This is a genomic window from Agrococcus terreus, from assembly GCF_014645235.1.
GTDB lineage: Bacteria > Actinomycetota > Actinomycetes > Actinomycetales > Microbacteriaceae > Agrococcus > Agrococcus terreus.
This window is the reverse complement of sequence record NZ_BMLM01000001.1, coordinates 405,079-416,556: the sequence shown is the minus strand read 5'-3', so window position 1 is coordinate 416,556 and position 11,478 is coordinate 405,079. Positions and strand designations below refer to the sequence as shown.

General features: G+C 75.2%; 8 protein-coding genes. 1 reads left to right on the top strand and 7 read right to left on the bottom strand.

Annotated features, from left to right (window positions below; genetic code table 11):
• Positions 1-81 precede the first annotated feature (81 nt).
• The 3 genes from IEW90_RS02065 to IEW90_RS02055 form a co-directional block, all read right to left on the bottom strand.
• Positions 82-2,337 (bottom strand): acyl-CoA dehydrogenase family protein, encoded by a 2,256-nt coding sequence (locus IEW90_RS02065; RefSeq protein WP_188715514.1) that lies wholly within the window; start codon positions 2,335-2,337, stop codon positions 82-84.
• A gap of 208 nt (positions 2,338-2,545) precedes the next feature.
• Positions 2,546-4,003, bottom strand: coding sequence for an amidohydrolase (locus tag IEW90_RS02060; protein ID WP_188715511.1), 1,458 nt, complete (start codon positions 4,001-4,003; stop codon positions 2,546-2,548).
• Between the two features lie 103 nt (positions 4,004-4,106).
• On the bottom strand, positions 4,107-4,400 hold the full coding sequence (locus IEW90_RS02055; RefSeq protein WP_188715509.1) for a hypothetical protein: 294 nt from the start codon (positions 4,398-4,400) through the stop codon (positions 4,107-4,109).
• A 119-nt stretch (positions 4,401-4,519) separates the two neighbouring features.
• Between IEW90_RS02055 and IEW90_RS02050 the strand changes: the two genes are divergently transcribed.
• The gene (locus IEW90_RS02050; protein WP_188715507.1) at positions 4,520-5,506 is read left to right on the top strand and encodes a GlxA family transcriptional regulator; all 987 of its coding nucleotides are present in this window, start codon (positions 4,520-4,522) and stop codon (positions 5,504-5,506) included.
• A gap of 104 nt (positions 5,507-5,610) precedes the next feature.
• Here the strand turns inward: IEW90_RS02050 and IEW90_RS02045 are convergent, their stop codons facing one another.
• The 4 genes from IEW90_RS02045 to treY form a co-directional block, all read right to left on the bottom strand.
• Positions 5,611-6,627 carry a hypothetical protein gene (locus IEW90_RS02045; protein ID WP_188715504.1) on the bottom strand — a complete coding sequence of 339 codons (1,017 nt, stop codon included), beginning with the start codon at positions 6,625-6,627 and terminating at the stop codon, positions 5,611-5,613.
• Between the two features lie 116 nt (positions 6,628-6,743).
• Positions 6,744-8,477: a malto-oligosyltrehalose trehalohydrolase gene (gene treZ / locus IEW90_RS02040; protein WP_188715502.1), complete on the bottom strand. Its 1,734-nt coding sequence runs from the start codon at positions 8,475-8,477 to the stop codon at positions 6,744-6,746.
• Positions 8,478-8,550: 73 nt separating this feature from the next.
• Positions 8,551-9,018, bottom strand: coding sequence for a hypothetical protein (locus tag IEW90_RS02035; protein ID WP_188715500.1), 468 nt, complete (start codon positions 9,016-9,018; stop codon positions 8,551-8,553).
• Positions 9,019-9,118: 100 nt separating this feature from the next.
• Positions 9,119-11,464, bottom strand: a complete 2,346-nt coding sequence (gene treY, locus IEW90_RS02030; protein WP_188715498.1) for a malto-oligosyltrehalose synthase — start codon at positions 11,462-11,464, stop codon at positions 9,119-9,121.
• Positions 11,465-11,478: the final 14 nt, after the last annotated feature.

The following is an 11,478-nucleotide window of genomic DNA, read 5'->3' as shown; positions in this document are numbered from 1 at the left end:
GTGGATGGGCGATGGATGCGGCGCGCCGGCAGGACGACGGAGGGAGCCGCCGGCGGACCGGCGGCTCCCTCGTCTCCAGCGTCAGCGCGACTCGGCCAGGGCGTCCTCATCGGTCGCGGCGGGGGCCGAGGCGGCACCGTCGGCCGGCTCCTCCGGGGCACCCTCGTGCTCGACGTGCGCGATCGCCTCGGGCGGGAGCGGTGCGGCCTTCGACTCCGGCACGGCCGGCGCGGGGGTGCCGCGGCGGGCGCCCGCCTGCTTCTCGGGCACGGGCATCTCGCCGGAGGCGCGCAGCGCCTCGTAGTGCGCCATCGCCTCCGCCTGGCGGCGGCCCTCGGCGCCCGAGGCGATCCTCGAGCGCAGGTGCTCGTCCTCGAGGCCGAAGGCGGCGACGAGGTCGAGCGCGTGCGGGCGCAGCTTCTGCAGCAGCCGCTCGATCGTGGAGGTCACGGCGCGCGAGCGGGCGCCCGAGAGGCGGCCGTGCTCGAGGTGCCAGGCGGCGTGCTCCTCGATGATCGTGAGCGCGAAGAGGTCGCGCACGTGCGTCATGACCTTCTTCGTCGGCTCCGGCATCCGCTGCACGGCCGCGTCGAGCGCGTCGTACTGCTGCAGCTCCGCCCAGGCGCGCGCGGCCTCGATGAGCTCGTGCTGCTCGTCGTTGAACGCCGCGGCGGCCTTCGCCTGCGCCTTCGGCGCGTGGCGGAGGCGGCCAGCGATCTCGGCGACCATCGTCGAGACGCGGTCCTCGAGCAGCTCGCGCTGCACCTCGCGGTCGCGCAGCGCGATCGACGCGTTCTGCACCCGGCCGAGGTCGCGCACGTCCTGCGAGAGGCCGCGGAGGCCCGTCAGGGTCTGCGCGCGGTCGAAGAACTGGTCGGCGGCGAAGCGCGCGACGTCGGCCTTCGAGGCGCCCTTGAACGACTTCGCGAAGTCGCCGAGCAGGCGCTTGCCGACGAGCTGGAGGAGCACGGTGTTGTCGCCCTCGAAGGTGACGTAGACGTCGAGGTCGGCGCGCAGCTGCACCAGCCGGTTCTCGGCGAGGAAGCCCGCGCCGCCGCAGGCCTCGCGCGCCTCCTGGATCGTGTCGAGCGCCTGCCAGGTCGAGAGCGACTTCAGGCCCGCCGCGAGCGTCTCGAGGTCCTCGCGCTCCTCGGGGGTGTCGGTCGCGCCGGAGAAGACGCCGTCGAACTTCGTGAGCAGGATCTCGTGCGCGTAGGTCTGGGCGTACGCCTTCGCGAGGCGGGTGAACAGGCGCCGCTGGTGCCGGCGGTAGTCGAGCAGCACCTCCTCCTGCACGTCGCTCGAGGCGGTGAACTGGCGCCGCTCGGTGCCGTAGCGGATGGCGATCGCGAGCGCCGCCTGCTGCGCGCGGGCGGCGGCGCCGTCGAGCGAGACGCGGCCCTGCACGAGCGTGCCGAGCATGGTGAAGAAGCGTCGGCCGGGGCTCTCGATGGGGCTCGAGTAGGTGCCGTCGGGGGCGACGTCGCCGTAGCGGTTCAGGAGGTTCGTGCGCGGGATGCGCACGTGGTCGAAGTGGAGGCGGCCGTTGTCGATGCCGTTGAGGCCGCCCTTGACGCCGTCGTCCTCGGAGCCGACGCCCGGCAGGTGCTGCCCCTGCTCGTCGCGGATGGGGACGTAGAAGGCGTGCACGCCGTGGTCGATGCCCCGCGTGACGAGCTTCGCGAACACGACGGCGTCGCGGCCGTGGAGGGCGGCGTTGCCGAGGTAGTCCTTCCAGGCGCCGCGGAACGGCGTGTGGATGACGAACTCCTCGGTCTCGGCGTCGTACGTGGCCGTCGTGCCGATCGAGGCGACGTCGGAGCCGTGGCCCGTCTCGGTCATCGCGAACGCGCCCGGGATCTCGAAGCGCATGATCGGCGGCAGGAACGTGTCGTGGTGGTGCTGGGTGCCCAGGTGCAGCACCGCCGCGCCGAAGAGGCCGTACTGCACGCCCGACTTGATCTGCAGGCTCGGGTCGGCGAGCACGAGCTCCTCGAAGCCCGCGATGTTGCCGCCGTGGTCGTCGCCGCCGCCGAGCCGGGTCGGGAAGGCGGCGAGCACGGCGCCGTCGTCGACGAGCATCCGCAGCTGGCCGAGGACGCGCTCGCGGTGCTCGGCCACGGTGAGGTCGTCCTGACGCTGGTAGCGCGGGTCGGCGACCTTGGCGCGGGCGGCGAGGCGGCGCTCGGCCCAGGTGCCGAGCAGGTCGCGGCCGAGCCAGTCGACGTCGACCTTGCCGTGCTGGCGCGGCACGGCACCTCGCGTCGATGCGCCGCGCGTCGCGCGGCGGGCCGCGCGGGCCTTGCGCGTGGGCTTGGCTTCGGTGCGGTCGGTCACGGATCCCCCTCGATGCTCTCGTCGCCGGGCGCGCCGGCGGTCGTCCACCCTGACGGTACGACCGTCCACGACGGGCCGCGCGGACGTTGCGCGGGCGCACGACCGGGGCTCGCGACGCTCCGGTCGCGGTTGTGGCGCATCCACAACGCGGCGCCGGATCGGCTGTCGGATGCGACTGGGACGCGCGGGCGGCGGGCCGCCCGCTGCGTCAGCCGAGCGTGCCGAAGACCGCCTCGCCCGCGATGAGCGTGGCGCGCACGGGCATGGCGCGCAGGCGGGCCGCCGCCGCGTTGGGCCCGTCGGCGACCTCGTCGGCGGTCGGCGGCGCTGCGTCGAGCACGGCGAGGTCGGCGGGCTGGCCGGCGCGGATGGTGGTCGGGGCGCTCGCCGCCACCGCCTCCTGGAGGCCGATCGCCTCCTCCGGCTGCCACGGGCGCTCGTCGCCGCGCGTGCGCGTGACGGCGGTCGAGATCGCGAGCCACGGGTCGAGCGGCGTGACGGGCGCGTCGGAGCCGAGCGACAGCGCGACGCCCGCGTCGAGGAGGGAGCGCAGGCGGTAGGCGTCGTGCGAGCGGTCGGCCCACAGCGCACCCGTGAGCTCGCGGTCGTCGAGCGCGTGCTCGGGCTGCACCGAGGCGACGATGCCCGCGCGGGCCATGCGCGGCACGTCGGCGGCGACGACGAGCTGCGCGTGCTCGATGCGGCCGCCGCGGCCGGTGCGCTCGAGCGCATCGATCGCCGCCGTGACCGCGGCGTCGCCGATCGCGTGGATCGCGGCGTCGAGGCCGAGCTCGCCCGCGCGGACGAGCAGCCGGTCGAGCTCCTCGCCGCCGACGTTGACGACGCCGTGCGAGGCGTGGTCGTGGCCGTACGGCTCGGCGGTCCAGGCCGTGCGGGTGCCGAGCGAGCCGTCGGTGATGACCTTGAACGGGCCGACCTGCGCACGGCCGGCGAGCGCATCCCCGCCCCGGAGGCCCCGCTCGGCGAGCAGCTCGAGACCCGCGGGGTAGACGCCGGCGCGCACGCGGGCCGGCGTGCGGCGCGTGCCACGCAGCCATGCGCCGACCGCGTCGTCGAAGTCGAGGTCGACGACGCCGACGACCCCGCGCGACGCGGCCGCGGCGAGCGCATCGACGACGAGCCGGTCGACGGCTGCCCTCTCGAGCATCCGGTCGACGAGGGTGAGCACGTCGAAGGCCTCCTCCTCGCGGAAGAGCGCATCGGCGGGCTCGCGGCCGAGCAGCCGCGCCATGGCGGTGTTCGGCCACGACGAGTGGACGTCGCTCGAGACGACGAGGGTGGGCACGTCGCCGGTGGCGGCGTCGAGCAGCGCCGCGGTCGGCGCGTCGGGCCACAGGCCGTCGCGCATGCCCACGAGCACGAGCGGACCGGGGCCGGGGTGGGCGGCGGCGGCCTCGCGCGCGAGGAGCGCCGCGGCGGCCGCGGTCGGCGCCTCGAGCACCGACGGGCGGGCGCGGAACAGCGCCCACTGCGCCATGTGGGTGTGCGCATCCCACAGGCCGGGCACGACCGGGGCGCCGTCGAGGGCGACGCGCTCCCCCGCGCTCGGCGTGCTGCCCGCGGGGCTCACGCGGGCGATCGCCTCGCCCGCGAGGTCGATGTCGACGAGGGATCCGTCCAGCAGTCGGGCGTCGGCGAGGCGCATGCATCGCACGCTACCGGTCGCGCGGGCCTCCTCCGCGCGCGACCGCGCCCCGGCCACGTGGGCCGGGGCGCGGTCGCCGGATCGGGCTCGAGCGCTGCTGCGCTCAGGCGGTGCGGGTGCGGGGCGCCGCGCGGTGGCCGCGCGGCTGGAGGGAGGCCGGCGCGGGGCCGTCGCCGGGGGCGTCGAGCTCGTGCTCGAGCTGCGCCTCGAGGATCGCGCGGGCGCGCTCCCGCTCGAGGCGGTCGAGCTCGGCGACCTCGTGCCGGTCGCGGAGACCTCGGAGGCGCCACGGGTCGACCGGGACGCTCGGCGCGCGCTCGCCCACGAGGGCGCCGACGGTGGCGATGATCGCGAGGATCACCAGCGGGGCGATGATGAGGAGCCAGATCGTGTCCATGGCAGGAACTCTCCTCTTGTGGAGATCCTGCCACGAGTGGCAGGATGGACAACGCTCGGCAAGATCCCGCCAAGCGGCTCGAACGGCCGCCGGATCCCGCGCCGGCACGAGGAGGAGCCATGCACAAGGTCGCCGTCATCGTCGACGACGGGGTGAACCCCTTCGAGCTCGGCGTCGCCGCGGAGGTCTTCGGCGACGACCGCTCCGACCGGGGCGTGCCGCGCTTCGACTACCGGATCGTCGCGCCCGTGCCTGGCCGCATCGCGCTCGACTACCCCGGCGGCGCCGACCTGCTCGTGCAGCACGACCTCTCGTTCGTCGACGAGGCCGACATCGTGGTCGTGCCCGCCTACACCGACTGCGCCGGCCGCGACTGCCACGTCGGGGCGATCGACGCCCTCCGCCGCGCGCACGCCCGCGGGGCCTGGATCCTCACCCTCTGCACCGGCGCGTTCGTGGCGGCGAAGGCGGGCCTCCTCGACGGCCGCCGCGCCACCACCCACTGGCGCCACACCGACCGGCTCGCGCGCGACTTCCCGACCATCGAGGTGGACGCCGACGCGATCTTCGTCGAGGACGGCCGCGTCGTCACGAGCGCCGGCACCGCCGCGGCGATCGACGCATCCCTGCACCTCGTCTCGGTGCTCTTCGGCGCCCGCGCCGCCGCGGTGATCGCGCGCGGCATGGTCGTGCCGCCGCGCCGCGACGGCGGGCAGTCGCAGTACGCCGTCGGCCCCGTCGCCGAGCAGCGGGCCGAGACGCTCGCGCCCGTGCTGCACTGGGCGGCCGAGCGGCTCGACGAGGACCACACCATCGCCTCGCTCGCGCGCCGCGCGATGCTCTCGGAGCGCACCTTCGCTCGCCGCTTCCGCGAGGAGCTCGGCACGACGCCGCTCGCGTGGCTCACCGGCCAGCGCGTGCAGCGCGCGCGACAGCTGCTCGAGGCGACCGACCTCTCGCTCGACGTCGTCGCCCAGCAGTCGGGCTTCGGCACGGCGGCGCTGCTGCGGCACCACTTCCAGCGGCAGCTCGGCACGACGCCCTCCGCCTACCGCCGCCGCTTCGCATGCGACCTCGAGGACGCGGAGGCCGTGCCCGTCGGCTGACGCCCTCGCCGCGGCCGCCGAGCGGTGCTCGCGCGGACGAGCGGTGCCGGTGCACCAGCACCCGTCATCCGCGCGGGCACCTCTGGCTCGCGTGTGCTCCGCGGTCAGCCCAGCCGCGCCCAGCCCTCGGGCATCCAGCCCTCGGCCTCGAGCACGAACCGGCCCACGGGCGCCGGCGGGCGCTTGCGGATGCGCGGGTTGCCCGAGCGCAGCTCGCCGATCGGCTTCGCCGACAGCGGCACCTCGCGCCGCTCGGCGTGCGACTGGCCGGGCCGCGGCCCGGGCGCCGTCACCGAGCGGCCCGCCGCCCAGGCTGGCGGGTGCGCGCCGAGCACGTCGAAGGTCAGCGAGCGGCCATCGGCGGCGCCGTGCGCCACGACCGGCACCGGGTCGCCGCCTGCCGGCACGAGCCAGCGCAGCCAGTCGGTGGGGTCGAACGGCGGCAGCGCTCCCGATCCGGCCTTCGCCGCCTCGGCCTCGAGCGCGGCCCGGCTGCCGATCCGCCAGACCCCGCAGGGCTCGTCGGGATGGCCGTCGTAGAGGTAGACCTGCAGCTCCTGCACGCCCGTCGCCTCGAGCGCGGCCGCGGCATCCGCATCCCCCGTCGGCTCGGCGTCGTAGACGCCAGGGTGCAGGGCGCGGCCGTAGTCGGATGCGGGGTGCAGCCAGAGCAGGCCGCTCTCGTCGTCGAGGCCGCCGGCGACGACGAAGGCGCGGCCCTCGTCGTCGAGCGCCCAGAGGCCGAACGGATCGATCTCGCCCTCCGCGTCCGGCGCCGGGCCGTCGGGCTCGAGGTCCTCGCGCACCTCGGCGAGCACGAGGTCGGTCTCCTCCCAGTCGTATCCGGGGTCGATGACCGCATCGCGGCGGACGGCCGCATCCGGCTCCTCGGGCACGAGCACGGTCGTGACGATCCAGCCCGCCTCGACCTCGTCGTCGAGGAGCGCCGCGACCTCGGTGCTCCAGAGGCCCGCGCGCAGCTCGCCCGCGCCCTCGGGCACGCGCAGGTAGGCGCGGGTCGGGCCGATCGGCTCCTGCGAGAGCGCGACCTCGACGATCGCGCCGCGGCGCGTCTGCAGGAAGCCCCGGACGGGGAAGGGGAGGTCGCCGACGGTGTCCACGCGGCAACGCTACCCGCGCCGCCGCCTGCGATCTCAACCGGTTCAGTGGTCGGCCGAGGGCACTATCCCCTCGGCCGACCACTGGCCCGGTTGAGACCAGGGGCGGCGGGCGGGGGTCAGTCGAGGAGGGCGCCGCTGCCGGGCGGGAGGGAGACGGCGCCGTCGGCGACGGCGACGTCGGGATGCGTCGTGAAGCGCAGCCGCTCCTTCGTGACCGGCACCTGCTGCGCCGCGTCGCCGAGGTTGAGCACGACCTCCACCGCGTCGTCGCGGCCCGCGCGGCGCACGAGCCGCAGCACGCGGGTGTCCTCGTCGGCGCTCACCTCGTTGGCCGTGTAGGCCGGATCGGTGAGCGCGGGCAGCTCGCGCCGCAGGGTCGCGAGGCGCCGGTAGCCGTCGAGGATGCGCGCGTGCTCGCCGTCGCCGGCCTCCGCCCAGTCGAGCTTCGACCGCCGGAATGTCTCGGGGTCCTGCGGGTCGGGCACGACCGAGGCGTCCCACCCCATCTCGCGGAACTCCTCGAGCCGTCCCTCGGCGGTGAGGCGGCCCAGTTCCTCCTCGGGGTGCGAGGTGAAGAACTGGAACGGCGTCGACGCGCCCCACTCCTCGCCCTGGAACAGCATCGGCGTGAACGGGCCCGCGTAGAGGAGCAGCGCCGCGCACAGCAGCTGCGACTCGTCGAGCGCCTCGGTGATGCGGTCGCCGCGGGCGCGGTTGCCGATCTGGTCGTGGTTCTGGGCGCTCACCACGAGCCGCCACGTGAGCGCGTGCTCGAGGTCGATCGGCCGGCCGTGGTCCTTGCCGCGGAACGACGAGTAGGTGCCGTCGTGGAAGAAGCCCCGCTCGAGCGTCTTCGCGAGCGCCGCGAGCGGCTCGAAGTCGGCGTAGTAGCCCTCGGTCTCGCGCGTGAGCGCGACGTGCACGCCGTGGTGGAAGTCGTCCGACCACTGGGCGTCGAGCCCGTAGCCGCCCGACTCGCGCGGCGTGATGAGCTTCGCGTCGTTCAGGTCGCTCTCGGCGATGAGCTCGAGCGGGCGGCCGAGGTGGGCCGCGAGCGCCGCGGTCTCGATCGCCATCTCCTCGAGGATGTGGACCTCCGACTCGTCGACGAGCGCGTGGACCGCGTCGAGCCGCAGCGCGTCGACGTGCATGTCGCGGAACCACATCTGCACGTCGTCGAGGATGAAGCGGCGCACCTCCGGCTCGGCGAGGTTCACGTGCTCGCCCCAGGTGGAGCGCCCCTCGCTCGAGAGGTACGGGCCGAACAGCGGCAGGTAGTTGCCGGAGGGACCGAGGTGGTTGTGCACGACGTCCTGCACGACCGCGAGGCCGGCGGCGTGGGCGGCGTCGACGAAGCGCTGGTAGGCGGCGGGGCCGCCGTAGCCCTCGTGCACCGCGTACCAGGCGACGCCGTCGTAGCCCCAGTTGTGCGTGCCGTTGAAGCCGTTGACGGGCAGCAGCTCGACGTGCGTGACGCCGATCGAGCGGAGGTGCTCGAAGCGCTCGGCGGCCGCGTCGAGCGTGCCCTCGGGCGTGAAGGTGCCGACGTGCAGCTCGTAGAGCACGCCGCCGGCGATCGGGCGGCCAGTCCACGCGCCGTCCTGCCAGTCGTGCGCGAGCGGGTCGAACACGCGGCTGCGCTCATGCACGCCGTTCGGCTGGTGGCGGGAGGCGGGATCCGGCCGGATCGCGTCGTCGTCGTCGATCTGGAAGCCGTAGTCGGCGAGCGGCGCGTGCGCGTGCCACCAGCCGCCGCCGGCCGACTCCATCTCGACGGTCTCGTCGCCGGCGACGACGCGCATCCTCGACGCCAGCGGCGCCCACACCCGGTACTCGTGCTGCTCGGTCATGCGGCGATCCTCGCAGGGCAGGCGGGGGACGACCTGAGGATGGCCGGCCCGCCCGCCGGGGCGCGCCGGACGATCAGACGGGCAGCGGCTGCGGCGCCGGCTGCCCGCGGCGCGGCCGGTGCCAGCGGCCGCGGGTGGGGAGCGCGAGCAGGATGCCGCCGACGAGCGCGGCGCCGCCCATGAGCACCGTCTGCAGCGCCTCCGACGACCAGGACCACAGGAGGAACAGGCCGAGCGCGCCCAGGCCGATGCCGGCCACGACCGCGACCCAGCGCGCCCAGCGCTGGCGGAGGCTCGCGCACACGAGCACGATGAGGCCGAGCGCGAGCGGCACGACGCCCGAGGCGACGCTGATCATGATGTCGCCCGGGCCGAGCTCGGCGCCCGCGTCGAGGGTCGCGAGGAACCAGAGGCTGAGGAGCGTCGAGAAGTAGGCCACGGCGATGAAGGCGCCCCAGAGGAGCACGAGGCCGACGACCGCCGTCCAGGCGGTCCCCTTCTCGTGGTCGTCGAACGCCGGCGGGGTGGGGGTGGAGCTCATGGATGGACGATAGGCGCGGATCCTGCACGATCGCCGCCGATCCGGCCGGGGGGCGCCGAGCGCGAGCCGTGCACCAGCCCTGGGGCCGCGTCCCCCGCCGTCAGTCGACGACGGTGAGCAGCGCGACCGGCAGGGTCGAGAGCAGGTCGGCCAGCCGCGCCTCGCCGCCGTCGACCTCGCGGCCGGTGAGCAGGTCGCGCCAGCGCACGGCGTCGTCGCCGCGGGGCGGCAGGTGCAGCGTCGTGCCGCCCCAGCCGCCGCGCGCGGCAAGCGCGATCGGCAGGCGCGTCGCGACCGCGACGACCCCGCCGCGGTCGAACGCGACCACGTGGTCCTCGGCCTCGCCGGACGCCCGCACGGGCTCGTACCGCTCGAAGCGCTCCGGGTGCTCGCGCCGCAGCCGCAGCGCCTCGCGCACGAGCCGCACCTTGGCGACCTCGAGGTCCCACCCCTCGGCGATCGGCTCGCGCGCGGCCTCGCGCAGCGCATCCATGCGCGCCCAGTCGACCGGGCGGCGGTTGTCGGGGTCGACGAGCGACTGCTCGAGCGCCTCCGAGCCCTGGTAGACGTCCGGGAAGCCGGGGATGGTGAGGTTCAGCAGCTTCGCCGCGAGCACGTTGGCGCGGAAGCCCGCCTCGGTCTCGGCGAGGAACGCCTCGACGTCGCCCTTCGCGGGCTCGGCGGCGACGTGCCGCACGAGCTCGGCGAGATGCCGCTCGTAGCGCTCGTCGGGATCCGTCCAGTGCGTGATGGCGTCCGCCTCGCGCGCCGCCTTCTCCATGTAGGCGAGCAGCCGCTCCTCGCTCGCGGGCCAGGCGCCCACGACCGCCTGCAGCAGCAGGTTCGCGAACGCCCTGCCGCGGTGGGGGGCGAACACGAGCAGGCGATCGAGCAGCGCCTCCCACGAGCCGGGGAGCTCGGAGATGGTGGTGATGCGGGCGCGCACGTCCTCGCCGCGCTTCGTGTCGTGCGTCGAGAGCGCGTTCATCGCGTGCGGCCACTCCGCCTGCCGGCGGCCCATCGCGGTGTGGAAGTCGTGGACCGTGACGTCGAAGACGTCGGGGTCGCCGCCGACCTCGTTGAGGCTCGTGAGGCGCGAGTACCGGTAGAAGGCGGTGTCCTCGACGCCCTTCGCCATCACCATGCCGCTCGTCTGCTGGAAGCGGAGCGCGGCATCCTGGCGGGCGTTGCCGAGCACGGGCAGCAGCGCGTCGATCGTCTCGGCGAGGTCGGGCCGGTGCTGCTTGGCGCGCTCGGCGGCGGCGCCGAGGTGCTCGAGGCCCTCGGGCAGGTAGGAGCGGTAGACGGGGAAGCACGCGAGCAGCTCGGCGATCGCGTCGGCGGCGTCGGCGGGCGCGCCCGCGTCGCCCCACGCATCCGCCGCGCGCACCTCGCGCTCGAGGCGCAGCACCTCGGCGCGGAGGATGCCGTCGGCGATCCTCCGCTTCGTGCGGTGGGTGAGCTCGTGCCAGTCGACCGGCTCGCCGCGCAGCCGCGCGTCGAGGTCGTCGAGCGCCTCGGCGGCCGAACCGTCGGTGAGCACCCGGTCGATGAGGCCGAGCGTGTCGTAGCCGGTGGTGCCGGCCGTCGCCCAGCGCGGCAGCTCCTCCCCCGGCTCGAGGATCTTCTCGACGAGCACGAACGCGCCGCCCGTGAGCCGGTCGAGGTCGTCGAGGTACCCAGCGGGGTCGCGGAGGCCGTCGGGGTGGTCGACGCGGAGGCCCTGCACGAGCCGCTCGTCGAACCAGCGGCCGATCTCCGCGTGGGTCGCGTCGAACACCTCGGGCAGCTCGACGCGGACCGCCGCGAGCGTCGTGACGGCGAAGAAGCGGCGGTAGTTCAGGCGGTCGTCGCCCTGCTGCCAGTGGACGAGCCGATAGTGCTGGCGCTCGAGCACCTCCTGCGCGGTGCCCTCGCCCGTGCCGGGCGCGACGGGCAGCCGGGTGTCCCAGTAGCGCAGCGCCGGCTCGCCGCCGGCCTCCGGCTCCTCGAGCTCCAGGTGGCCGACCGTGCCGTCCTCCGACCAGTCGTCGTCGCCGACGATGGGCAGCAGCAGCTTCCCGTCGCCCGCATCCCAGTCGACGTCGAAGGCCTCGGCCCGCGCGCCGTCGCGGCCGTCGCGCAGCAGCTCCCACCACCACCGGTTGTGCTCGGGGGTCGCGACGCCCACGTGGTTCGGCACGATGTCGACGAGCACGCCCATGCCGAGCCTGCGCGCCTCGGCGGCCACCGCATCCAGCCCCTCGCGGCCGCCCCTCGCGGGGTCGATGCGCTCGTGCGAGACGACGTCGTAGCCGTGGTTCGAGCCGGGCTCCGCCTCGAGGATGGGCGAGAGGTAGACCCAGTCGACCCCGAGGTCGTGCAGCGCCTCGAGCCGCGCGGCCGCGTCGTGGAGGGTGAAGTCCTCGCTGATCTGCAGGCGGTACGTGCTCCTCGGCGCGTGCACGGATGGCTCCTTCG

Excerpts from the sequence above, each read along its gene's own strand:
- IEW90_RS02055 (WP_188715509.1), bottom strand. The coding sequence starts at position 4,400 with ATGGACACGATCTGGCTCCTCATCATCGCCCCGCTGGTGATCCTCGCG.
- treZ (WP_188715502.1), bottom strand. The coding sequence starts at position 8,477 with ATGACCGAGCAGCACGAGTACCGGGTGTGGGCGCCGCTGGCGTCGAGG.
- IEW90_RS02050 (WP_188715507.1), top strand. The coding sequence starts at position 4,520 with ATGCACAAGGTCGCCGTCATCGTCGACGACGGGGTGAACCCCTTCGAG.
- IEW90_RS02060 (WP_188715511.1), bottom strand. The coding sequence starts at position 4,003 with ATGCGCCTCGCCGACGCCCGACTGCTGGACGGATCCCTCGTCGACATC.
- IEW90_RS02035 (WP_188715500.1), bottom strand. The coding sequence starts at position 9,018 with ATGAGCTCCACCCCCACCCCGCCGGCGTTCGACGACCACGAGAAGGGG.